The sequence below is a fragment of the Psychromonas sp. SA13A genome (assembly GCF_011378715.1).
Taxonomy (GTDB): Bacteria; Pseudomonadota; Gammaproteobacteria; order Enterobacterales; family Psychromonadaceae; genus Psychromonas.
In genome coordinates, this window is sequence record NZ_WTKU01000001.1 from 224,773 (window position 1) to 250,741 (window position 25,969).

Consider the following 25,969-nt stretch of genomic DNA (forward strand, 5'->3'; position numbering starts at 1 on the left):
ATATCGGATAAGTGATTGGATTAATGAAATGAAGAATAATGATAATGGTAGTGGTAATGATCGGTTTAGATAATGATCGTTTTAAAACAGCGGTCCTTAAAAAGACAATGTTGAACTTAAAGTATGTACCTTAAGTTCAACATAATTTATAGCTAGTTGTTGTTGATGAGCATCAAGAATTAAACACTAACTAGCAAAAATATTAGTATTGACGGACTTTTTTAACCATCGCATTCATCTTATCAGCAGCTTGGTTAATTTCAGGTTTATCAGCTACTTCTGCAATCCCACAACGCCACCAAGATTCATAACCATGAGTCATACTTTTAGGCAGTACTTTTACATCGATTAAAGTCGCAACCGTTTGTTTTTTAGCATCAGCAATTGCTGCAATTAACTCCTCATCGTTACGTACGGTATAAGTGACGCAACCGTAGCTTTCGGCATTCTTAGCGAAATCAACGGGCACAGACTTACCCGTTAACTTACCTGTTTTGGCATCTCTAAAGCGATTTTCCGTACCAAAGCTGCCCATGCCGTTGTCCATTTGTAAATTATTAATACAACCAAAACTCATGTTATCTAATAATACGATATCGATTTTAATCCCTTCTTGAATCGCCGTTTGTAATTCAGAATGCAGCATCATGTAAGAGCCATCACCTAATACCGCATAAACAGGTTGATCTGGACAAGCTATTTTTGCGCCAATTGCACCAGCAATTTCATAGCCCATACACGAGTAACCATACTCCATATGGTAAGTATCTTTTTGTTTAGGTCGCCATACTCGTTGTAAATCAGAAGGTAATGATCCTGCTGCGCCTACTATAATTGCATCATCGGATAGCTCTTGGTTTAAAAGCCCTAATACACGTGTTTGCAATAATTTAGATTGTAGTACTTCAGCATACTCATCCAGAATTGTATTATCTAAATGCCCTTCTACTTCTGGTTGAAATTTATCTTGGTCATAACTAACATTATCAAGACGGTTAAGTTCTGTAGCCCAAGCACTACGAGCATTAACAATCTGATCAGTATACTCAGACTGGTAACCTTGTTTCTCTAATGCGTCAGACAATGCATTCAAAGCCACTTTAGCATCAGCAATAATGCGAACGCCATCTAGTTTATAAGCGTCGAAACTGGCTACATTAATATTAATGAAGCTCACATCTGGATGTTGATATTGTGATTTTGATGCCGTAGTGAAATCAGTCATTCGCGTACCAACACCAATAATAATATCCGCATCTTTAGCTAAAACATTGGCAGAATAAGTGCCCGTTGAACCAATACCGCCACAGTTTAATGGATGATCAAAAGGCACCGCACTTTTACCTGCTTGTGTTTCACCAAATGGAATATTAAATTTTTCAGCAAAGGCCTTAAATGCATCGTGAGCTTCTGAATAACGTACTCCACCACCACAAACTAACAATGGTTTTTTCTTGCCTTTAAATGCTTCTACAGCTTCTTCAATCATGGCTTCTGAAGCAGGGCGACGCTCAATACGATGAACACGCTTTTTGAAAAAATATTCAGGGAAATCATAGGCTTCACCCTGCACATCTTGAGGGAGAGAGATAGTCACAGCACCCGTATCAGCAGGATCTGTTAACACACGCATAGCATTAATCATGGCGGTCATTAATTGCTCAGGGCGTACAACTCGGTCGAAATATTTAGAAACAGGACGGAACGCATCATTGGTTGAGATTGAATAATCATGAAACTGTTCAATTTGTTGAATAACAGGATCAGGCTGGCGCGAAGCGTATACATCACTAGGCAACAGTAAAACTGGAATGCGATTAGCCGTTGCCGTAGCAGCTGCAGTGATCATGTTTGCACTACCTGGGCCGACAGAGGCACTAACGGCATATATTTTCTTTCTTTTATGTTGTTTGGCAAAACCTACTGCTATTTGTGCCATGCCCTGTTCATTACAACCTTGATGTACGATTAAATCGCCAGGATCTTGCTCTAAAGCTTGGCCTAACCCAAGTACATTGCCATGCCCAAAAATAGTAAACACACCATGTACAAATTTTTCTTGCTGGCCATCGACCTCAACATATTGTTGATTTAAGAACTTTACTAAGGCTTGTCCGGTAGTTAATCGAAAGGTGTTCATATATTTGCTCCAGGGTAATAATAGGCTTTTTACAAACCACACAAAACATTAAAAATGCAAAATAGAAAATAAATTTCAAACGTAATGCATAGTATTAACGAAATGGGTTGATTAATAGTGGTTTGATATAAAAGTGTTAAACGCATCATGTTATATTAACAACCAGAAAAGAATAACAATGCAACACACTGTTTTAAATGAACATATTTAAAGTGACAATAATATTAAGCACTTATCTAAAAATAACTACTATACAATTAACAGAAAATAGGGAAGAAAGAAAAGCTCAATAACTGCTTATAATAAATATATTAAAAACAAAAAATAGAAAATATTTTTCAATTAATGAAATTAAAAATATTGAGATCGAATAAAATATAGGTTCTGTTTAAGCGGAAGGATAAATGGATGTATAAAAAGAGGCGAAAAGAGTACTAATAACTCCTTACAGTAAAGGAGTTATTTTATAAATGATAAATAAGAAATAACCGTCTATTTAGCCACATCAAGGTTGAAGTGCCTATTAGAGAACTCTGCTAGCTGTTATCTGTTATAGGGTTATAGGGTTATTGGGTTATAGGTTATAGGTTATAGGTTATAGGTTATAGGTTATAGCATTAAGCCTACGGCTAGCGTCTGAGCAATAAACATCGCGCAGGTTAAAGAGCGAAAACCCAGCACATCGTTTTCAACAATCTCAAAACAAATATCTGCTTTTCGGCCATACTCACTCATTTGATGGTCAGTAATAGCAACAATCTTAGCGCCAACTTTATCTGCACGTTCAATAGCAGAAATAGATTCCTGCGCATGCGGTTTAAAGGTAGTGATCAACAATACATCACTGTCTTTCATCTGTTTTAGCATCGGCGAACTCATACCACCGGGGCCATCTAACAGGACGACGTTTAAGTCTTCTTTTATCAGCATATATGAAAGATAACTAGCAACGGGATAAGCTCGTCGCGCACCTTGCACATAAATAGTTCTCGCATTTGCAAGTAACTTGATTGCATCTTCTAACTTAGAGGGTGAAATCCCGACCAATACATCTTCCATGGCCCTAATATTTGAATCACCTAAACTTTCAAATATACCTTGGATAGAGTCAACTTGCATTGAGCCTTCTTGCTTTGCTCGTTTAATACGTTCTTTATAATCTCGAGGTTTATGGAAATACTGATCACTGAACAATAGTTGCATTTTACTAAAGCCATCAAAGCCAAAAGTATTAGCAAAGCGACTCAAGGTAGAAATAGGAACACCGGCTTTAACTGAAATAACTGACATGGTTTCAAAAGCAACGACCATCGGTTCTTCGCTAATAAAATCAGCCACTTGTTTAAGGCGATTACTTAATGTGTCATAGCGTTCAGCGAGGATATCTTTAAATGTATCTAACGTTGTTGCAACTTCAATTTTTTTCGGCATTATTTTTACTCTCAAAAAAACACCTAAGTCACTACTTAGGTGTTAGTAAAGGTTAACCAATAACTCAGTCTAAGACAATAATTTAAAGCATCGAATCGCTTCTTCTCTGACATGAGGCATGGCTTTCTTCATAAAATACAGGCGATCAAATTTTTCGGCTTCAGCATTCATATAATCGCGTAAATTATGCCCCAATGCTTGTCGTAAAGAAGTGCCAATATTAAATTTTGAGACTCTGGTTTTTTTAAGTTTTAAAATATCTTCATCGCGAATACCACTGGTACCGTGAATAACCAAAGGTTTAGTCACTAATGCTTCAACCTGCTTTAACAACTCAAAATCAATGACACTGGTTGGTTCCGTTAAACGATGTACGTTACCAATCGATAGCGCAATACAGTCCAAATCACTTTGCTCTGCATATTGCTGCGCTTCTAAAGGACTGGTATCAATAGTTTTGATATGGTCGCGCCCTTCTTGATAAGGAACAGATCCAATTTCACCTTCAACACTCACACCACATGCATGCGCTACTTCAGCGACTTTTTTGGTGCGGGCAATATTATCTGCCAGTGAAAGTTGCGAACCATCAAACATCACAGAGCTAAAGCCAGCCTTAATCGCTTGATAAACGATATGTTCTTCATAGGTGTGGTCCAGATGCAACACTACTTTTTGTGAGCTATTTTTAGCTAACTCATTAAACATCGTGGCTGCAATCACAGGCCCATAAAAATCAATCACATCTTTATTGCATGCCAAAATAACCGGCTTTTTAACTTCCTCAGCAGCATCTACAATGGCCCTTGCATCTTCATAACCAAAGATATTAAAGCAAGGTACTGCATAATCACTATTCGCCGCATCAGGCAAAACATCATTTAAATTAACAAGCATAAAAAAATCCTTTTTATTTAAATTTATTAATCATGTCTTTGATACCAGGAATAGTATGTACTTGATATTCATGATGAGGGTCAAAATGTTGCACTAATGATTTAGAGGTTTTACCCACAATAATAGTGAAGTAATACATCTCATATCCTGGTGCAGCAACACTTGGGTGATAGCCTTTATCGATAGCAATAACACTGCCTGATTTAACGTGATAAACCGGTCCACAGTCATCTTCATGTTCATAAAGGAATTGCGCACCAAAACCTTGCCCAGGGTTAAACTGGAACTGATAAACTTCTTCGTAATTTGTTTCTAACTCGCCACGGTCACAATCATGTTTGTGAGCAGGAAAACCAGACCAGCCGCCGGCACCCACAGTAAATAACTCACTGACTAATAAACGGCCACGCTTCGGTGCATTTGCCTGCCCTAAAATATGCTTTATTTTACGGTGTGTTTTAGTATCGTCAGAGCCGTATTGAATTTTGTCTACGGTAGTAACAGCAAAAGGCGCTAGGACTTCATCGTAAAGACCACCTGCAATCATGATATTCGCTTCATCACTATCACAAGTGATTTCGGCAACCATACCAACAGGCACATAAACAGATTCAGGATCTCCATCCCAAATGCTGGCACGCTTACCAATATTAGGGAAAGTTTGATCACCAACAACGATAGAACAAGTGCCTCCGCCTAAAACGATAACACTTTCATAGCCGGCAACTTGATGCGTAAATGTTTCACCTTTTTTTAACTTAACTGGATTAAAAAAACATAAAGGTGTCGTATCATCATTTACATCAATAATTGGTTGGTTCTTATTGTCAAAAGGTGCGATGTGCTTTCCCATATTAATATTCCTAATTAGTTTTAGTTAGTAAATCAAAATCATATTGTTTGTTTTAACGAGCAGCTTGTTCAAATGTTGCAATAAAAGATTCCAGCTCGTCTTTAGTCGGCATAGCTTCAGTACAACTGGTGCCACTGACGTTAATAGCAGCGGCAGCTGAACCATTACTAACACCTTGTTCTAAAGTACCGCCAGCCGTTAATGTCCAAATCAGCGCGCCAGCAAAAGAGTCGCCTGAGCCAAATGGTTTTTTCGCCTCAACTCTATAGATACCTTGTTCAAATTGATGACCATCTTTGCAATAAACACGCGAACCTAGTTCACCCGCTTTAATGATCACAATCTGTGAATTTCCTTGTAAAAAACGGGCCGCAGTTTGATCATCATCCGTATTACCGGGTGCGACCACTGTTTCCATCATGTCGAACTCTTCACGATTGCCAATCACAATGTCCGATAGATTAGCTGCAATACCATAATAAATAGAGGCATCAACATCGCTGCGCCAAGTCATTGGACGATAGTCCACATCTAGCACCACGACGGTACCAACACTACGTGCATATTGCATTGCTAATAAGGTAGCTTCACGACTTGGACTTGCTGACAATGCCGTACCGGTAACAATTAATGTTTTACTTTTTTTAATATAATCAGGGTCAATTTGTTCTGTTTTCAGCATTAAATCCGAAGCATTATTGCGATAGATTAAAACATCACAATCACTCGGTTTCATTTCCGTAAAGGCGACGGAAGTACGCGAACCACTACCATCAACCATCATGCCATCAAGGTTAATACCCTGTTTTTCCATATAACCCTGTACATAACGCCCAAATGAATCGTCTGCGACACAACCAATAAAACCTACCTTTGCACCCAGCTTATTAATCGCTACGGCAATATTAGCCGCAGAACCACCGACATATTTTTCAAAACCAGAGACATCGGCAATATCCGTATTCGCTTCACGAGCATATAAATCAACACCTGCACGCCCTAATACAATTGCATCTAACGTTCTGTCTTGTAAAAAATTCACTTGTGCCATTGTTTATTCCTTAGTCTTTAAAATTAACCCATTGCGAACCGTTATCTGCAGACTCAGCACATTTCTCACAGAGTCGGGTACCTTCAATGCCAGCATCAATACCTGGAAACCACATGCTATCTAAAGCGGCTTGATCATCTTCTGCAACGGCATTAAATGCATAGGCAAAACGAGCATATAAATTAGCCCAAGATTCAAAATAACCTTCAGCATGACCACCACCAATTCGGTTACATGAAACACCTTGATCATCTTGATATAGATACGGCATACCTCGGTCTAATACACGAGGTGCTTCACCTTGAATTTCATAACGAAGTTGATTTGGAAATTCATCCCACCATTCAATCGATGCTTTCGATCCAACAATGCGAATTTTTTGTTGATGCATAGAGCCTGAATTAATTGCAGATGCCCATAATGTACCAACAGCACCACCTTTAAATTTAAGCATCACATGCGCATTATCTTCCAATGGCGCGCGCGATTTAATAAAGCTTTGACGCATGCAACATAGGCTCTCAACTTCCATCTCAGTAATCATTTCACATAAAAAATGAGTATGTGTGCCTAGGTCGCCCAATACATAAGTAGGACCCGATGCGGCAGGTGTTACACGCCACTTTAAACTTGGATCATCTTTCTCATATTCTTCGTTATGAAAACCATGAGCAAATTGCGCATTAACAACACGAATATCACCGAGATCACCACGACGAACCATTTCACGAGCTTGGTGGATCATAGGGAAACCTGAATAACCGTACATCACACCAATAAGGCAGTTATTTTCAGCAGCTAACGCTTTAAGCACATACGCCTCATCCGTGGTAAAAGTCAGCGGTTTTTCACAAATAACATGTAATTTAGCTTCTAATGCTGCTTTACATATTTCAAAGTGAGTGCTGTTAGGTGTTGCAATTGAGACAGCTTGAATACCATCTTCTCGGCCTTTTTCCTGTGCAAACATCTCTTTATAAGTTGCATATGAACGCGTTCCGTCAATGCCCAAATTCACCGCAAAATCACGACCACGATCAGCGTCTAAATCAAAGGAGCCGGCAACAAGCTTAAATAAACCATCTCGTTGCGCTGCATTTCTATGCGAATAACCAATTTGACTACCACGACCGCCGCCGACCATCGCCCAACGAATAGGCTGTTTTAAATGACTTTCTTCATTAAACATGTTGTTCTCACATTTCATTAAATAGCAGGAAACAAAACGACTACAAGTGACTAATGAAAGGCCTAACATGCTCCGTTAAACCTTTTATACGCATTCATTTCCTAACAAACAAAGGTACCTTGCTAAACAGTCAGCGGCTTATAGGCCAAATTTTTGTGCGTAACCAGAGATATTTTGATAAGCCGTTTTAGCAAAAACTAATGGATTAGCTTTGGCAGGATCTTGCTCCGCTTCAACCAATAACCAGCCTTCATAATCGCGTGCTTTTAATGCAGTGAAAACATCATCGTAATTAACATCACCGGTACCAGGTACAGTAAATACGCCATCTAATACTGCACTTAAGAATGATTTATCTGCAGCACGTGCCGCTTCCATCACTTCTAAACGTAAATCTTTAAAATGCATATGCCCAATACGATCACCCCAGCGGTTAATAATATTCACAGGGTTACCACCACCGTAAGTAATATGACCCGTGTCTAAGGTTAAAAAGACAGAAGGACCCGTCACTTCCATAAAGGTATCAATGTCTTTTTCGGTCTCACAAATAGTGCCCACGTGATGATGGAAAGACAGCTTAATGCCATGCTCGTTTAATAAATAGTCAGCAACAACAGTAATTTTTTGACCGTATTCTTGCCATTGTTGATCGTTTAAAATCACACGTTTAGAAACAGGAATGGCGATATCACCATGTACAGAATTACTCACTTCGCCATATACCATTGCTTTACAACCAGCGGCTTTCAATAATTTAATATGCGTTTGCATCGCTTCAATTTCTTGCTCTGCAGTGTTGGTCATTAAGTTACCGCTAAACCAACCAGATGCGAGAACTAAACCGTGACTTTTAAGTAAAGGAACTAATATTTCAGGATCTCTTGGATATTTAGTGCCAAGCTCAGTGCCTGTAAAACCGGCTTCAGCCATTTCACTTAGACACGTTTCTAGCGGGATATCGCCACCTAGCTCTGGCATATCGTCATTGGTCCAAGTTAAAGGGCTAATACCATATTGAACTTTACTCATACTTATCTCCGGATTAATTGTGGTTACTGAATGAATTGAGCGTACAAGCTTTAAATCCTAATGAGCATTGACTTGTCGCTAGCCAAATCGAATATACGTCAAAAAAAATATAATGAAAATATTTTTTCATTAATACTTAGTGCTTTATCAACTTTTTTTGGAAAAAATTTATTGACCCTCTATTTTCAAGTAAAACAAAAAATTAACATAAAAAACCATTTAAAAATAAAATACATAAAAAACAACAACTTAATTTGTTTTATTTTTGTTAAATTTATACCCCGTGATAAGCTTAACGTTTCAATAAAAATAAATAGTAAAGAAATAGCGCTTTGATAAAATAAACAATAATATCAACCCACCAATAAAAATGAAAAATATTTTTCTATTGAAAAACTTTATTTGCACACCCAGTAATAGAGATTAATTTTTATTTTAAAAAGACCTATAAACAGCACTTACCGAAACGAGTAAGCCGTAAACTGGTTAAAGCCCTCTCTAAGCCTTATAAATGGCAGTTAGAGTAGGAAAAGGTTAAAAGCGAAAGCAACGTAAACACAAAATCATAAATGACAGCACATTGACACTTTAAGGAACACAGTATGTTTAATATTGCATTATTTGGAGTTGGAAGAATTGGACGCATTCATGGACAAAACATTCATGATCATGCTCAAACTAATCTTTATTCGGTTATTGACCCCTACGTAGAAGGGCGAGAAGAGATATCTGAAAAGTACGATGCCAAAATTCAAACTACAGAAGAAGCAATGGCAGATCCAAATGTAGATGCCATCTGTATCTGCTCTGCAACGCATACTCACGTCAACCTTATAGAGTTAGCGGCAGCCCATGGTAAAGCAGTCTTCTGTGAAAAACCCATCGATCTCGATTTAGCAAAAGTACGTAATTGCCTCAAAGTCGTTGAGCAACACGACACCATCTTATTTATCGCCTTTAATCGTCGTTACGATGCGCACTTTAACGAATTAAAGGGTCGCTTAAGTGAGAATGCAATTGGACAAATTGAGTCACTGATCATCACCTCTCGAGACCCTTCTGCTCCACCAGCAGAATATACTAAGATCTCAGGTGGCATGTACCGAGATATGACTATTCATGACTTCGATATGGCACGTTATTTAATGAATGAAGAACCTACTAGCATTACCGCATACGGTAGTTGTATGGTTGATCCTGAAATTGCTAAAGCCGGTGATATTGATACGTCAGTGGTTGTTTTAACTTTTGCATCGGGTGCGATTGCAACCATTAATAATAGCCGACGCTCAGGTTACGGATACGATCAACGAATCGAAGTACATGGCAGTAAAGGCCTCTTAACTGCAGGTAACATCAATGAAAACTCAGTCAAACAATTCGGTGACCAAGGGACTATTGAAGCAAACCCTGAATACTTCTTTTTACAACGTTATGCAGGAGCCTACAAAAATGAATGGAACCATTTTGTTGAAGTCTTAGGTGGAGCGGAGTCATTATCACCTGGTATAGATGGTGAAAGAGCACTGGCGTTAGCAGATGCGGCACTAGAGTCATTACAGACTAACAAAACAGTAACATTATAAAGACTGCGTTACTAAAACGTTAAAAATAAACCATCAACAACATGGTTAACTACTGGTATTAAAGAAGATAAACCAACAGTGGTTTATTTTCTTATTTGCTATCAAAAAGCTTGGATTTAAGTTCAAGACAATGAATAGGTGATTGTATGAAATTTGCATTACACGGCATGTGTTCTTTACATAACAATATTGTAAGCGATATTCGTCTTGCAAAAGAAACTGGCTATCAAGGTTTAGAAATCCATACGGAAAAATTATGGCGTTATATAAATAGTGGCTTAAGCAGTGCCGACCTAAAAGCGAAACTAGATAATGCAGGCATTTTACCCTCTGCAATTGATATCATCGGCAGTGTTGAAGCACCTGATAAAGCGACACAACAAAGTGTGTTCAAACAAGTTGAAACCCTATGTCAATTTGCAAGCGAGATTGGCGCTCCCACTATTCAAGTAAACTCATTTGAAGGGCTCAATGGCCTATCAGTTGAAGACAACATAAAAATCACCGCGCAAAATATTACACACATTGCAGATATCGGTAAAGAGCATAACATTCGCTTTCAGTTTGAAGGTGCAGCGTGGACACCTATTGCAAAATTAGATGATTATCATCGTTTACATGATGCCGTTGGCCGCGATAATTTTGGCTTTGTATTAGATACTTGGCATCTTTGGTCTTGCCGAGGCGCAACCTTAGAGCAAGTCGCTAAAGTAGACAAAGAGCTAATTTACAACATACATATTTCCGATGGTCTAAGACCTGCTGAAAACCAACCTTGGGTAGATGAAAAAGAGTTACGAGGTTGCTTAATTGGTGAAGGTGAAATCCCACTACAGGAATGGATTGATGCTATCCAATCTACAGGATATGACGGTTTCTATTCCGGTGAATTTTTAAATGATCAACTATGGGAAGGTGATCATTATGAGACAGCAGAGAAAATGCTATCAGGCATGAAAAAACTCGTTAAATAACCCTTTAAAATACCCTTTCCCTGTTGGCTTCATTGTCGTTCTAACCGACCTTGAGGCCTTTTTTATTGTGCTGCTGAAGCTTTAACTACTCGGGTAGATAAGCAGTAAAATTATTATAATCCTCAAGCACATCTTTTAATACTGTCGGTGATATTGGAATCAGCCCTACGTTTAAACCAAAAGGCTTAAACACTTTATTCAAGATTTCCACGCTTGAGTTGCTTCTATTATTTTCTATATCTGAAAGTTTTTTACGAGAAACATTAACTAATTTTGCATACTTTTCTTGGTTAAAACCTAGTACTTGAATGCGTAGCTGAATTAAAGCATCTCCTTGAGTAATCTCAGAAAATAGTAATTTAGCAATAACACTATTAATGACCGCCTTGCGTAACTGAGCATCTTTAATGGCAGTATTATTAGACGAACGTTGCCTTACTTTAACTTCATCGGCTTCCCCACTATGCACAACAACAGGCACACCGGATAATTTAACTTTCCTCTGTGACTCATCATTTTTAGCATTGATACGTTCACCCTCACTATTAAATTTCATATTCCTATCTGCATTATGCTTTTTTAAGAAGTTGACGGTATCCGTTAAACTTTTATTTTTCACAACAAGCCCCACTGTTCTAATTTTTCATCAAGAAAGTCAAATCCAATTGCAGGCATATTAACTATTTGTTCGGGAACACCACGCACTATTAGCCTCTGCTTTAAACCTACTAACTGACGCGCTGTTGCTTTTAGCTCGCTTAATAAGTGTTCTGGTTCAATTAAATCACTCAAGGAGTATGCAATCTCAACAAAGTTAAATGCACCACCAAGCTCTAAAGTTGGCGCAGCCCATTTAGTTGTTCGAGGTATACCTTCTGGATCTGCTTTCATAGGTGCAAAGTCATAGATGGGTGTTAACCTTATTCCTTTTTCATCTTTATAGAATGATGTATTTCTTCCGTGGTTATCACTATTACCAAAGGCAACATTTAACAGATCACGACGAACCCATTCGATGATAAATGCCTCTACATCAAAGTGCAGTTTTTTCTCTTTCACCGTATTACTTTCAGTGATCAGCGTAATCAAATCACGTATTGTTTCACCATGATCTAAAATAGCACCAGGTTGTTTTCTTAACATTGAATACACAGATTCCATACCATAACGTTTGGTCGTCCCATCTGCTTGAGTCTCTATATCGAACCTTGGCAACCAAAGTGAATGATAGTTTTCACCTTGTTCTAACTTCATGTTTGCTACAGGTATAGTAATAAACCCCATATCGGTTAACTCATGATAATAATGGTATTCGGTGACGAGTACCGCATCGTTAACTCCCCTTTTATTCCCTCTTGGAAATTTAACAAGATAATACATATCGTCCACATTTGTATTTTCTTGATAGGTATCTATCCAGACAAGATCATCTTTACTACGTCTTAACAAAAGTTTCGGTGCTTCTCCACCCGCACCTGTTGCCCCGCCTGCTGCTGCGCCTCGAGTTTGTGCATAACTCAAAAAGTCTGCAGCTCTGCTTGTGACTTCCGAAACTTGGAAATATTGCGTAGGTATTTTATCAATCGCTTCGATAGACTCTTTAATACGTAAATTGCCAATGGGAGAAATAGTACCGTATGTAAGTAAAACAAACTTTTGTTGATTACTAGACATCCCTTCAGTATCTATTTGGGTTAACCAGTATTTACGACTTGAACCACTAGGAATAATATCGTCAATGAACTTCAACCAACCTCGTTGCCCATTACCATCAAAAAATAATTCAACAGGATGATTAATAGAGACTGCATGATGGTCATCCTCAGAAAGATGGTCAATTGCATAATCAAATTCATAATCAACTTCGCTAATATCATAGGTGTAGTTAGCATTATTCGGGAATGTAATCTTCGCAATATCCTTCCATGAGTTATCAATGAAAGCTTGTACCGTTAGCTCATTTAAATTTTCAAAATTAATCGCCTTCATAGAATCCCCCTCAATAATAATGAACACTATAGCACTCAAAAAAGAACAATTATCGAAATAAAGTTCATTATAGTACTCAATATTTTTTGATGTTGAGTTATTAACCACAACCCGACCCATTGATTTGATGTTTAGAGATAATTTATTGAATATCTTCAGATAAAATATTAATGCGTCTTATGGTACTCAATAATTAACATTAAAATCATTTTTGAGTACTATAATACCCATTTTTGATATTAGGTACTTAACTATATTTAGTATGAATTGAGTAATCGGAACCTGTAGCGATGCTTGGGCTGACGGAAATTGAACTGTAAAGGCGATAGGCAAAAGACAAGACTTGCCCCATTTTTTAAGGTCAAAAGCGGTTTAACCACGAAGGCACGAAGGGTGAAGAAGATTAAGTATTTAACTTTAGGTTATTTTAAGTTGTTATTAGTAAAGTATAAATGTTGATTAAAGTTTGTGGATATATAGCTCTATCATTAAGGTCAAAAACGGGTTAATCACGAAGGGTAAAGAAGGTTGAGTATTTAATCTCAGATTATTTTTAAGTCGTTATTAGTAAAGTGTAAATTTTGATTAAAGTTTGTGGGTGTCCAGCACGTTCACTTACCCTTTTGGCCTTATTGTCGCTCTAACCGACCTTGAGGCCTTTTTTAAGGTCAAAAGCGGGTTAACCACGAAGGGTGAAGAAGGTTAAGTATTTAATATCAGATTATTTTTAAGTCGTTATTAGTAAAGTATAAATGTTGATTAAAGGTTGTGGGTGTTATTCGTGAAGCGAAGCGCTTCGTGGTTGCTTTATTTTTAAGCTCAAAAGCGGGTTAACCACAAAGGCACGAAGGGTGAAGAAGGTTAAGGATTTAACTTCAGGTTATTTTAAGTTGTTATTAGTAAAGTATAAATGTTGATTAAAGTTTGTGTTCTGCGTTTTTATGGCATTCAACATATAACATACTGATATAATTTAGGTATCAATTGTATACTAGCGAGACTCGTCTTAAAGAAAGTTGAATCATTGAGCCAGCCAGAAACCAATTCCACTATTTACTATATAAAGCAGAGAGCCTCGTTCGGGCTTGTCCAACAACCAGATAAGGTGTCGGCTGTGCGACACCTATCCTTGTTTGTTATCCGATGTTAATTTCAAGAAGACGATTTGCCCTCTTGCCAAAATCAACTTTTATACAGTTTTGTTCAATCATTGTTTCGACTAAACGATTAAAACGCTTGTACTCCGTTTTTGACACATCAAAACTAGGGTCTAAACTTTTCATTCTGTCATTTATAACTGACACATTAACAGGTAATTTACTGTGGTTAATGTAACCTAATGCTTCTACAAATAATGATTCAATTACATTTACTTTTTTTCGTTTTACTTTTATCTCATCAAATTTATAGTCTTCAAGAAAGATCATGTTATCAAACGCTTTAGATAAAATTACTCTATCTTTATCTGATCTCCTACAAGCTAACCACACTTCTCTGCCAAATTTTCTTAACCTGTCTCCAATAACAGTAAAGTCAGAATCGCTAGTCATGAAGCAATAGCGATCTATTTCTGGTGTATTTAAATAAAGAGTTTCAAAGGCATCTAGACTCATCAATAAATCCGCTCGATTCTTGCTTTTTGATATATGAGGAGTGTCTATAATATTAAAGTTATGATCAACAACCGACTTTTTAAATTTAGCCGGCATTTTGGACTGCTCTCCATATGCAGACTTTATTGCAAATATGAAGTTAAGATTATCCTGGTCTGATTTAGTAAAAGACTTCATTATTTCTTCTAGGCTAAAATCAATACCACAAACATTTTCCATATCGATGTATACGGCGATATTAAAGTTTTCTTTTCTCATATATGGAGAACACTCTCTATAGTTAATGGAATCAACGCGGTAATAAGCGGACTAAGACAGTGGGTTAAAATGTGAAGCGAAGTTAAACGTAACCCACTGTTTTAGTAACGTTTAATTGCTTTGCCATGCCCTGGCTTAAAACTTATTCTGTTAGCACTAATATGTTATTTCTGGTGTATTCAGAGAACTGTAACAATCCAAAGTAATGGCCAAATCTACGCAAGTCTTTTATAGAAGGTTCTATTTCATCCCATGTTTCAATAATCGTTCGCAAATAGGCTTTCCCGTTAGTTCGATTTAAATTACCTATTAGAAAGTACTCATCTGGTATTTCTGGTTGCTGAGTTCTACATCGAAGCCAAAATAAACCCGCAGCCGTAGCTGCTTGATTACACATCCCAACAGTCATTTCGCGCTTAAGTTCAATTCCAATATGTTTATGAAGTTCAGAAACACTCAAAAATTCATATATTTGAGGTATAACATTTTCTAGTCTGGTTAATGGGTTAGGGTGACTTCCTCTAGGTAAACAATCTAAATCAAGAGATTTTTCACCATGGAAACGATACAATATCGTGGAAATCCCACACACAAATAAGTAGATTGACGCCTTTAAATCTTCACCAGAAAAATGTCTTATCAACTCAGAGATGCAAGAGTCAATCGCTTCAAAATCCGCTGCCATTTCAGTCACATGATAAATAGCAGCAGTCTTCCCCTCAATCGTTATGTTTTTTTCAATATGACATTCGTTAATTAATTCTTGTTTTGTATTAAGAAATTGGCTTCTTATATATCCATGTTCTTGCTTCAGGTGCCCTAGCTCATGAAAAAATACCCACGTAATCGCACTAATGAACATATTTTTTCTTTGAGCTTCAGTAGAGAATAGTGATGGTAACATTTCAATAGGCTGTTCTAAATTTTGAAACCAAAAGTCAAAAGCCTTGCTATCAAGATCACTTTCTAGATATTTACAAAAAGCTTCAATATCTCTATATAGTTGACGGACTAGTTCATAATGAATACCAATTTTGTGGTTAGGTGGCTCATTAATAGGAGCCAAAGATTCAGCCCATGCGTTTACCGTTGGGATCTCGCTCCATACTAAAGATAATTTTCCATTAAGATTTAAATAAATTTCTTCATTTAAGTCACTAGTTATAGAAGAAAGCACATCACCTGCTAATTGGTATATTTCTAGATCTTTCAAATTTTGGCCTAATTGATTGAATCCACCACAAGGGGTACAACGCCCATATTAACAAGCTAAAAATTGTGGGCTAAAATAGCGAAGCGATAGCCCGCTGTTTTAGTCCTTGTTGAATTGTCTTGTTAGAGCTCATATTTAGAATAATAATTTTCTATTTGGTTTAGTTGTTTTTTACATGCTTCATTCAGGTTTATGTTATGGAGTAATTGCTTGAACTCTACTAGATTTGGAGCTGATTCAAAACTATGGTTTCCAATTTTTTTACTCGCAATTATAGAAAATTCATCTTCACCAGCTCGTTCGATATTACCACTAAGCTCTTTCACCATATCCCAAGCATTTATACGAATGTATTTTCTTTTTGCTTCGTCTAGAGTCTCATCTTTTAGGCTAATTTCTGTTTCTAAAGCGACTAATTTATCGAAAAGCTCATGACTTTTATTAATTGCATCTCCTCCACCAAAGCGTCCAGCATTAGTAATGAGATCTAAGTTCGTTATTAGGAGAGGAGTTGCGACCGATTTTAAATGCTCAACGGTGGCATTGGCTTCATCTACCACACTCTTGAGTTCAGCTTCAAACCCAGCACCTTTAAATTTTGAAAATTTATCTAAATTTGCAAAAGCTAAAAAAACAGCACTAGCCGCAACAGCAATTCCCATTTCAACTGCCATTCCTTTCAAACCAAATAAAAATATAGAGACAACTAATAAAACAAAACCAATAATATTCAAAAATACTCTCCTAAAGTTGGATTACTCATGAGTTCTAACAGCTTCTTATACAGAAAAATTCCATATTTCCGGTGGAAATGCGGAATACCTTAATTTGTTAAAATTGAATCAACAATACGCTGATCAAGTCTAAAAACAATAACTTAAAATAAATAATCAAATCTTCGTCATGTGGATAGATAGAATAATTCTGTATTAACAACAGGAATACGGATTAGTTTTAAAAATGAGAGTATTGGAATATGAAATAAGAAATTTAATAGCAATGTGAGGTTTTGATCGAGGTGAGAGGTTTAGAGCGTGGTGGCATAATTATTGATACCCAAATCAGGCCAACCGGTTTGGGTATCAATATAATGATGGTTAAATAGTACCAGCTAGTGAGCCTTCTATTGTTGCAAGCGTTGCACCACCCGCCATTAGGTTTTGTAACTCTTCAGACGTTATTTCACCTTTTTTGGCTGTGCCTAATGTGTGACCTCGATTCAATACTGTGAAGCGATCACCTACCGCAAGAGCATGGCGTACGTTATGGGTAATAAATACCACGGCAATGCCACGTTTACGTACTTTATCAATGGTTGCTAATACATTCGCTGTTTGGCGAACTCCTAATGCAGACGTTGGCTCATCCAGAATAAGCACCTTCGCGCCAAAATGTACCGCGCGCGCAATGGCTACTGTTTGTCGTTCACCGCCTGACAAAGTACCAATCGCTTGATCGGCAGAGCGCAGGTGGATGCCCATACTTTTCATTTCTCGCATGGTAACTTCATTAGCGAGTTTATGGTCAAAGAAACTAATGCCTGCAATTTTTTTAGTTGGCTCATTACCCATAAAGAAGTTACGTGCCACAGACATTAACGGGATCATGGCTAAGTCTTGATAAACCGTTGCAATCCCTGCGTTGATGGCATCGCGAGGACAATCAAAGTCCATCTCTTTGCCTTCAAAGTAAATTTCACCTACCGACGGTTTATGCACACCAGACATGGTTTTAATAAATGTCGATTTACCCGCACCATTATCACCTAATAAACATAAGCATTCGCCAGCCATCACTTTCAAGGACACACCAGAGAGCGCAATTACAGATCCAAAATGTTTCTGTATCTTTTTCATTTCAATAATTGGTTCGCTCATACTATTTCTCCCCTGTGATCATGCGACGTATATATGTATTCAGTATTACTGCAAATAATAAGATTGCGCCGAGGAATACTCTAAATAGAGAGCTTTCAACACCAGCAAAGAATAAACCTTGTTGTACTACTCCGAAAATAATTGCACCTAGTGCGGCACCGATAACAGAGCCGTAACCACCAGTTAATAATGCGCCACCAATAACCACTGAAATAATGGCTTCAAACTCTTTTAATAGACCACGGTCTGCACCAGCTGAGCCGAACTCAATAACTTGTGATGTTGCAAAAACACAGGCACAAAATGCCGTAAACATGAACATTAAGATTTTAACGCGATTAACTGGTACACCAACATAAGTGGCCGCTTGTGCGTTGCCGCCAGAAGCAAAAATCCAGTTACCAAATTTTGTTTTTGTTAATAACCAATGACCGAATACAAGTAATATTAAAGCCCAGACCATTAACATTGGGATGCCTTCTACAACTGGTTGTCCTTTTTTGAAACCACGCTCAAAGGTTTCAATCCAACCGTTATCACCCATCCATTGAAATAAACCAGTGAATACTTTGCCGCCAAATACAGGGGCAAGCCAATCACCTTGTGCAGCATCTTTAATGCCACCGACAATGGTTTTATTGGTGGTAGAAATTGCAGCAAAGATAGTTAAACCACGAAGAATAAATAAGAAAGCTAAAGTAACGATGAAACTAGGTAATCCAGTTTTAATCACTAACCAACCACTTAATGCACCGATTCCCATGCATAAAATGAACGTTGCGATAATGGCCACCCACATAGGTAAACCAAAAACGACGGAGAGTAGCGCAATTGACATGCCGCTGAACCCGATCATCGACCCAACTGATAAGTCGAACTCACCAGCTATCATTAATAAACAAGCACCTACTGCAATAATAATAAATTGCGATGAAACAATTGACCAGTTCATGACACCCGCAGCAGAAAACATGCCCGAGTCGCTTGCAGTCAATAAGAAAAATAAAAATACCAATATAGTCCCACAAATCCCGCCTAATTCAGGTCTAATCAATGCTTGTCGAAAACTTGACCTATTTTTAACACGCTCATCCGGTTTTGTTTTACCTAGTTCGTTTGATTTTTCTGACACAGGCTTCTCCGGTTTTACGCTGCTCATGGATTGTGTTGATGTGATTTCATTCATCTGTTGGCCTCTAAAATTTTTAAATTGAGATGGTTTGAGGTAAAGGCAAGCACCATCATAGTGCTGCCTTATTAATTTAGATTTTAACGATATTCACCCGCGTATTTTTCAACTAAAGCTAAGCCGTCTTTTGTTACAAAGCCAGGGCCTGAATTGATATTGTTACCAGGTAATACTCCATAACGGTCATAGTTCGTTAGCAGTACTACAGGTAGGTAAGCTTGTAGGAAGGGTTGTTGATCAATGCCCCAGTTGATGATGCCAGATTTAATGGCTTTTACTATATTCTCACCAAGGTCAAAGGTACCGAAGTAGATATCACCAGCATAACCATTTTCTTGTAATGCTAAGATAGTTGGATCAGCAGAAGTAGGACCTAAGGTTAAGATCGCATCAACTTTAGGATGTGAGCTTAAGTAAGCTAATACACGGTTTTTAATTTCAGAAGGATCTTGGCCACTGTCTAGCATTGAATCACCCAGTTTTACACCAAGGCCTTCAGCAAAACCACGACAACGTTCGCCAACTACGGCATTAGAGATAGCATGGTTAACACAAACAAATGATTTAACACCGTCACCTTTTGCACGTAAACCCGCTGCAAAACCTGCATCAAACTCTGGTTGGCCAACAAACATCAATGCACCAACTTCACGCGCTTGTGCTGGTGTGCCAGAGTTCATGATGATCACGTTAATACCTTGGTCAACTGCACTTCTAATTGGACCGCTTAATACGTCAAAGTCAGCAAGCGTAGTAATAATACCGTCTGGCTTAGAAGCCGTTGCTTGCTCTATAATACGCGCCATGTCTGCAAGGTCACCTGTTGGTGGGTTACGATATTCAACTTCAACCCCCATTTGTTTACCTGCTAATGTCACACCATTTTTTACTGTATTCCACCAGCTATCTGAATCAGGTGCGTGGCTTACTAAGACATAACGCTCTGCAGAGGCTGTCATAGATGTCAGTGCAAGTGGTGCTGCTAATGCGACTGACATAACCGCTGCAGTTAATAATTTAAACTTTTTCATTAAGACTCTCCTAAATAGTACTTTGGGTTTAAAAATGAAGTTTACTTATAAACATAAGTTCTAATAATACGAAGAGCTAAACCTCACTCTCAATTGACTATTAGAAGCTGTTATTTACCTTTCTTGGGTGGTCATGCTCACTTTATAAAAAGATGAATCATGACAGAAACAAGAAGTGAAAAATTATTTTCATAAAAGAACAACCTCATACTAATCTTTCAAATCTAGTTAGGCTACAGCTTAAAACTCAATTGTTGCATAATTGTTAACCACGTCGAGTTTAAGCAATAAAGCAGGCTTAAAAACCACTTCAACCCCCTAAAAATGGATAAAAAGTGCCATTTATCGTTGTGTCAGCCATAAAAAGACACCGTATTGTGCTTTATAGTGCCCCCAATCAACAGTAGCAGGCCTTCAGTAGCGGCAAGAAACAATGGAAAAATATTTTTCAAAATAAGAATAAATATTTATAAAAACAGTTGTATTACTATATAGGGAGGTAAAAAAAGAGGGGGTTATAGTTTAGAATAGAGAGCCATAAAGCTAAAAGTGACACTCAATAGCCGAAGAATTTGACACTGCTAACATTTTTAACGTTTAACACTAAAAAACAGGCAATATCGGTGTTAGAACAAGGCGAATAAAAATCAACATAAAATTTTTAAAAAACACTAAAGAATAATAATATAAAGTCTATTTAACAATGTATTAGCCATAGATCAAGCATCGATTAGTGAGCAATTAAAATTACTAATAAAAATCAAAGCGACACAATCAGCACTAAAAGCTCCGTTAGGATAAAAACCAATGAGTCCCGCCATCCCAAAATAATTTACATCCAGAAAGAAACAGAAATAGATAACATAGTCGATATACTAAGGCTTGGCTTATTTTATGTAATAACATAATGCCAACTTTTACTCCCACCGGCCCTAGGGGCATTAGCACTAAAGACGTCATCAAATTAGTTGAATCAAACTCACCTAATAACGTATATGGGATTAACTTAAACAGATTGATGATGGCAAACAATACCGCCATGCTGGCAATTAACACCACTTTATTTAGCTGCAACGGTAACAAATATATACTCGCAGGGCCACCACCCGCATGTAACGCAGTACTAGAAAACCCGCTCATTATGCTCCAGAACCAAGCACTAATAAGCCCTCCTTTATGTTGATTTTTGCCACCTTTAATTACATATTGTAAGCAGAATAATAACGATAAACCGCCAATCACCACTTTTAAACCAGGCTCAGAGATCACACTCAAAAACATGCCTGCGATTGCAACTCCAATAATCGAACCCGGTAGCATGCGCTTTAAAATACGATAATCGGCATTGCGATAATGTTGCTTAACAGCAAAGAAGTCCATTAAACATAAAATAGGCAATAGGATAGCTGCTGCTTGTGTCGGTGCAATGGTCATCGCCATTAATGGCACGGCTATGATGCCCAGTGCGCCACCTAATCCACCTTTGCCAATGCCATATATAAAAACAGCGGGGATCGCAGTGGCGTAAAACCAAGGGTCTGTAACGATCATCGGCGAGTTACCTTATAAATGACATAAATGATAAAAGTAGCGTATTCGCTAAATACAAAATAAATACAAAAAAACAGCGCTTAGGTTATTTCCCTAGCGCTGTTTGTTATTAGCAATGAATGAGGCTTAACCCCAACTCGGGGCAATGAAATTTAAATTCAAAATCAACTAGTTACAATTTATCAGTATACAATGTTGATAGTTTTGTTTAGTTCAAGGCATATCACGAGCTTAGATTACTTATTTAGATTACTTATTTAGGTTACTTACATAGTCGGCATCGCAAAGCTGCTTTCATGATCTTCTAAACGCACACTTGCAGGCCAACGACTAGTCACTGTTTTCATGCGAGTGTAGAAACGCACGCCATCACTACCATGTACATTCAAAGGACCAAATACCGAACGCTTCCAACCACCAAAGCTATGGAATGCCATAGGCACTGGAATCGGTACATTTACACCAACCATGCCAGCTAATACATTTTCACTAAACTCACGTGCAGTTTCACCATCGCGTGTAAAGATAGCGGTACCGTTACCGTATTCATTACGATTAATTAACTCAAGTGCAGTTTGATAATTAGGCACTCTCACTATAGCAAGTACGGGTCCAAAAATTTCTTCTTGATAAATAGTCATCTCTGGAGATACATTATCGAACAAAGTAGGACCAACAAAATAACCAGCTTCATGCCCTTTAATCAAAACATCACGGCCATCAACTAATAACGAAGCACCCTGTTGTTCACCAGTACTAATAAAGTCACAAATTTTTGCTTTATGTTGCGCAGTAACAACTGGCCCCATATCATTTTCAGGTCCATCAACAATACCTGGCCCTACACGCATTGCTTGAATCTGTACTTTTAATTTATCAATCAATTGATCTGCTGTTTCATCACCCACGGCAACTACAACCGATAACGCCATGCAACGTTCACCGGCAGAACCATAAGCAGCGCCCATAATGGCATTCGTTGCCATATCAAGATCTGCATCAGGCATTAATAAACAATGATTTTTTGCACCACCAAGTGCTTGGCAACGCTTGCCATGAGCAGAAGCTGTACTATAGATATATTCCGCTATCGGTGTTGATCCAACAAAACTAACGGCTTGTACTCGATGGTCAGTCAGTAACACATCCACCGCTTGTTTATCACCATTCACTACATTAAAGACACCATCGGGTAACCCTGCTTGCTTTAATAACTCAGCTAACTGCAGTGCTAAAGACGGATCTTTTTCTGAAGGTTTTAACACAAAGGTATTACCCGTTGCTAACGCGATCGGGAACATCCACATCGGCACCATCGCCGGAAAATTAAAAGGTGTAATGCCAACGCAAACCCCTAATGGTTGCATCAAAGAATGGCTATCAACACCGGTGCCCACGTTGGCAGAGTGCTCACCTTTTTGTAAATGAGGAATACCACAGGCATATTCTACAACTTCTAAACCACGCGTGACTTCACCCATCGCATCGGAAAGTACTTTACCGTGTTCACTGGAAATCAAGGCGGCCAACTTTTCTTTATTCGTTTCTAATAATGCTTTAAAAGCAAACATCACACGGGATCGTTTAAGCGGTGAAGTTTTTGACCAAGCAGGAAAAGCTTGTTCTGCAGCGATGATTGCAGCTGTTGTTTCTGCTTCATCACTGAGCACGACTTGCTTGGTTTGCTCGCCTGTAGCAGGGTTAAATACCGGTGAAAAACGCTGACTATGACTGGCACTTACTTGACCATTAATAAAGTTTTGAATGGTTTCCATGAACAATTTCCTTAAAAACTAACTACGAATAATATGAAAGCTCAATAATGATGTTGTGACCTTGTATCGCTATTGAACTTAATGTCTGAATCACTAATAATAATTTTATGCCGCACTACCATCTACACTCACAGCACCATTCGCCTTCACAACACCATCTTGATTGGGTTGATTGCGTTGCTGCCAAGATTGAATAATTGCGTGGTAATTACTTTTAATTTGTTTGATTAAGGTCTTATCATCAATATCGTTTGCTAACCAAGCTTGTGATGGCGCAGAAAAGATGGTGCGCCCTATGGCAAATCCTTTAACCCAAGGACAAGTTGCAGCGATAGCAAAACCTGCTTTTAATTGTTCAGCCGGTGCATCTAAACCTAATAAAACCACACCACGACAATGTGCATCGTTTGTTTCGATCAAGTCACTTACTTGCTGCCATGATGCAGCACTCAGCGGTGGTAGCTTCCACCAATCCGGTTTCACTCCCAGTTGATAAAAGTCAGCAACTAACTGTACATAATGGACATCATCCTGTGGCATCTCTTTTGGCAAGATCACCTCTAGCAATAATTCGTGACCAGAAAGGCAACAGGCTTTATACACTTCTTGCACGGTTTGTTGTTGTGCAAGTTGCATTTCAGCGCTGTCTTGAGGATGACAAAAAACTAAACATTTAACGACGTGTTCCAGCGGCCACGTTGTAAGTTGTGAACCTATATTGCCATGTTCAAGCGCTAATGGACGCGAACCAGGTAATTCGATAGGACGACCAATCCAACAATCGCTACCCGTTGCGTGATTCAATACTGTTTGTCCAAAGCGGCTATCGGATAAAATGCCCGCTTTACCTTCTAAATTGGCTTCTTTAGCAACTTCTTGGCTGGCTTTAAATATCAGCTCTTTTAATACGGGAATACGCCCAAGATCCGCTCCAGACTGTTCAGCCATATCGACTAATTGACTACGATGATCAAAAGCTAATACACATAACTCATGCCACTCTTTTCGGCGTGTAGTAACGCGATGAAGATGATTTAATTCAAGGTCTAAATCAGGACGAAGTACTTGATCTGCTCTTTCTAAATAATTATCTAGCTCTTCTTTAGAGGGCATAGCAGGTGCGCAGCCATGACGCGATACAACCAGCGCACCACAAGCATTGGCATATGCACAAGATTTCAACCAACCTTCATTATTTAAATAACCACGTAATAATCCGGACATAAAGGCATCACCAGCACCTAGCACGTTTAAAACATCCACACGCACACCTTCAATGGTGATCCCATCGTCCAGTGCTTTAGGGATAGTGCCAGAAAAAACAGAGCAACCTAATGGGCCGCGTTTACAAACTAATTCAGCTTGGCTGACTGCGCGAACTCCACGCAACGCGGCTATCGAATCGGTAGAACCACCAGCAATATGAAATTCTTCTTCGGTGCCTACTATTAGGTCGAATAAATGCAACACATCTTGTAATTGTTGTGTCACAGAAGATGAAGCAATAAAACGAGTTTCCCCGTCACCTAAAGAAGTAAGTCCCCATAAAATAGGACGATAATCGATATCTAATGCAGTTTTCACCCCATGACGGCGAGCATATTTTAATGCAGTTAACACTGCTTCTCGCGTTTGAGGATTGGATAAGTGCGTTCCAGTAATTGCCAGGCAACGAGCAGAAGCAATATATTCTTCGCTAACATCTTCAGCGGTGATCGCCATATCAGCACAGTTATCGCGATAAAAAATCAGTGGGAATGTTTCAGTATCTTTAATGCCCAATACAACTAATGCAGTTAAACGCTCTTTATCGGTAATTAAATGGCTAGTATCCACACCTACAGCGTCCAACTCTTCCTTTAAAAATCGCCCCATATGTTCATCACCAACACGTGCAAGCATAGAAGACTTTAATCCTTGGCGAGCAGTCCCGTAAGCAACATTGCCCGAAGAGCCTCCCAAGTATTTTGAAAATGACCCCATGTCTTCAAGGCGAGCACCTATTTGCTGTCCATATAAATCGACCGCAACACGGCCCATACAAATGAGGTCTAGTTTCTTGTTTTCAGCTTGCATTATGTTGTGCTCCATTATTTGACAACGTCTCTGGTTGATAGCATTGGTCGCATTTGTAAATAAACAATACGCTTATGCCAACAACAAAAAGTCGAGAACTTAGTGCAGTTAATGATCAAAGAGATGCTCTTTTATTAACCATGCAGGCATACTATGAAATAAATGTTTCACTTTCAAGTTAAATGAAAACTTTATTTCATTTTTAATAAGGCAATGTGATGGGTGTTTTAGAAAAAGAGAAAAT

General features: G+C 38.3%; 20 protein-coding genes. 2 read left to right on the plus strand and 18 right to left on the minus strand.

The features are described from left to right. Nucleotides 1-202: 202 nt before the first annotated feature. From iolD to iolE, 7 genes are all read right to left on the minus strand, one after another. Nucleotides 203-2,140, minus strand: coding sequence for a 3D-(3,5/4)-trihydroxycyclohexane-1,2-dione acylhydrolase (decyclizing) (gene iolD / locus GQR44_RS01015; RefSeq protein ID WP_166368342.1), 1,938 nt, complete (start codon nucleotides 2,138-2,140; stop codon nucleotides 203-205). Between the two features lie 609 nt (nucleotides 2,141-2,749). Continuing rightward, nucleotides 2,750-3,571 (minus strand): MurR/RpiR family transcriptional regulator, encoded by an 822-nt coding sequence (locus GQR44_RS01020; protein WP_166368344.1) that lies wholly within the window; start codon nucleotides 3,569-3,571, stop codon nucleotides 2,750-2,752. A gap of 69 nt (nucleotides 3,572-3,640) precedes the next feature. Next, nucleotides 3,641-4,468 (minus strand): class II fructose-bisphosphate aldolase, encoded by an 828-nt coding sequence (locus GQR44_RS01025; RefSeq protein ID WP_166368346.1) that lies wholly within the window; start codon nucleotides 4,466-4,468, stop codon nucleotides 3,641-3,643. 13 nt (nucleotides 4,469-4,481) lie between these two features. Further along, nucleotides 4,482-5,321, minus strand: coding sequence for a 5-deoxy-glucuronate isomerase (locus GQR44_RS01030; RefSeq protein WP_166368348.1), 840 nt, complete (start codon nucleotides 5,319-5,321; stop codon nucleotides 4,482-4,484). Nucleotides 5,322-5,373: 52 nt separating this feature from the next. Beyond that, complete coding sequence (gene iolC, locus GQR44_RS01035) at nucleotides 5,374-6,372, minus strand: 5-dehydro-2-deoxygluconokinase (protein ID WP_166368350.1); 999 nt, start codon at nucleotides 6,370-6,372, stop codon at nucleotides 5,374-5,376. 10 nt (nucleotides 6,373-6,382) lie between these two features. Continuing rightward, on the minus strand, nucleotides 6,383-7,561 hold the full coding sequence (locus GQR44_RS01040) for a Gfo/Idh/MocA family oxidoreductase (RefSeq protein WP_166368352.1): 1,179 nt from the start codon (nucleotides 7,559-7,561) through the stop codon (nucleotides 6,383-6,385). A gap of 138 nt (nucleotides 7,562-7,699) precedes the next feature. Beyond that, on the minus strand, nucleotides 7,700-8,593 hold the full coding sequence (gene iolE / locus GQR44_RS01045; RefSeq protein ID WP_166368354.1) for a myo-inosose-2 dehydratase: 894 nt from the start codon (nucleotides 8,591-8,593) through the stop codon (nucleotides 7,700-7,702). Nucleotides 8,594-9,195: 602 nt separating this feature from the next. Here iolE and iolG point away from each other — a divergent pair. Further along, entirely contained in the window at nucleotides 9,196-10,179 is a 984-nt protein-coding gene (gene iolG, locus GQR44_RS01050; protein WP_166368356.1) for an inositol 2-dehydrogenase, read from the plus strand. 146 nt (nucleotides 10,180-10,325) lie between these two features. Further along, on the plus strand, nucleotides 10,326-11,153 hold the full coding sequence (locus GQR44_RS01055; RefSeq protein WP_166368358.1) for a sugar phosphate isomerase/epimerase family protein: 828 nt from the start codon (nucleotides 10,326-10,328) through the stop codon (nucleotides 11,151-11,153). A gap of 85 nt (nucleotides 11,154-11,238) precedes the next feature. Here the strand turns inward: GQR44_RS01055 and GQR44_RS01060 are convergent, their stop codons facing one another. The 11 genes from GQR44_RS01060 to iolC (GQR44_RS01110) form a co-directional block, all read right to left on the minus strand. After that, nucleotides 11,239-11,772 carry a helix-turn-helix transcriptional regulator gene (locus tag GQR44_RS01060; RefSeq protein WP_346774305.1) on the minus strand — a complete coding sequence of 178 codons (534 nt, stop codon included), beginning with the start codon at nucleotides 11,770-11,772 and terminating at the stop codon, nucleotides 11,239-11,241. Then, a complete protein-coding gene (locus GQR44_RS01065; protein WP_166368360.1) occupies nucleotides 11,769-13,142 on the minus strand; it encodes a HipA domain-containing protein in 1,374 nt (457 codons plus the stop codon). The genes GQR44_RS01060 and GQR44_RS01065 overlap by 4 nt, the downstream gene beginning before the upstream one ends. Nucleotides 13,143-14,278: 1,136 nt before the next feature. Beyond that, complete coding sequence (locus GQR44_RS01070; protein ID WP_166368362.1) at nucleotides 14,279-15,013, minus strand: NYN domain-containing protein; 735 nt, start codon at nucleotides 15,011-15,013, stop codon at nucleotides 14,279-14,281. Between the two features lie 142 nt (nucleotides 15,014-15,155). Next, on the minus strand, nucleotides 15,156-16,226 hold the full coding sequence (locus GQR44_RS01075) for a hypothetical protein (RefSeq protein WP_166368364.1): 1,071 nt from the start codon (nucleotides 16,224-16,226) through the stop codon (nucleotides 15,156-15,158). 122 nt (nucleotides 16,227-16,348) lie between these two features. Beyond that, the gene (locus GQR44_RS01080) at nucleotides 16,349-16,960 is read right to left on the minus strand and encodes a hypothetical protein (protein WP_166368366.1); all 612 of its coding nucleotides are present in this window, start codon (nucleotides 16,958-16,960) and stop codon (nucleotides 16,349-16,351) included. 363 nt (nucleotides 16,961-17,323) lie between these two features. Then, nucleotides 17,324-18,103, minus strand: a complete 780-nt coding sequence (locus GQR44_RS01085; protein WP_166368368.1) for an ATP-binding cassette domain-containing protein — start codon at nucleotides 18,101-18,103, stop codon at nucleotides 17,324-17,326. 1 nt (nucleotide 18,104) lies between these two features. After that, entirely contained in the window at nucleotides 18,105-19,289 is a 1,185-nt protein-coding gene (locus GQR44_RS01090) for an ABC transporter permease (RefSeq protein ID WP_166368370.1), read from the minus strand. Between the two features lie 83 nt (nucleotides 19,290-19,372). Next, nucleotides 19,373-20,323: a sugar ABC transporter substrate-binding protein gene (locus tag GQR44_RS01095; protein WP_166368372.1), complete on the minus strand. Its 951-nt coding sequence runs from the start codon at nucleotides 20,321-20,323 to the stop codon at nucleotides 19,373-19,375. Nucleotides 20,324-21,115: 792 nt separating this feature from the next. Beyond that, nucleotides 21,116-21,874 carry a sulfite exporter TauE/SafE family protein gene (locus GQR44_RS01100; protein WP_166368374.1) on the minus strand — a complete coding sequence of 253 codons (759 nt, stop codon included), beginning with the start codon at nucleotides 21,872-21,874 and terminating at the stop codon, nucleotides 21,116-21,118. 266 nt (nucleotides 21,875-22,140) lie between these two features. Further along, on the minus strand, nucleotides 22,141-23,649 hold the full coding sequence (locus GQR44_RS01105) for a CoA-acylating methylmalonate-semialdehyde dehydrogenase (protein ID WP_166368376.1): 1,509 nt from the start codon (nucleotides 23,647-23,649) through the stop codon (nucleotides 22,141-22,143). Between the two features lie 105 nt (nucleotides 23,650-23,754). Further along, complete coding sequence (gene iolC, locus GQR44_RS01110; RefSeq protein ID WP_166368378.1) at nucleotides 23,755-25,725, minus strand: 5-dehydro-2-deoxygluconokinase; 1,971 nt, start codon at nucleotides 25,723-25,725, stop codon at nucleotides 23,755-23,757. Nucleotides 25,726-25,969 lie beyond the last annotated feature (244 nt).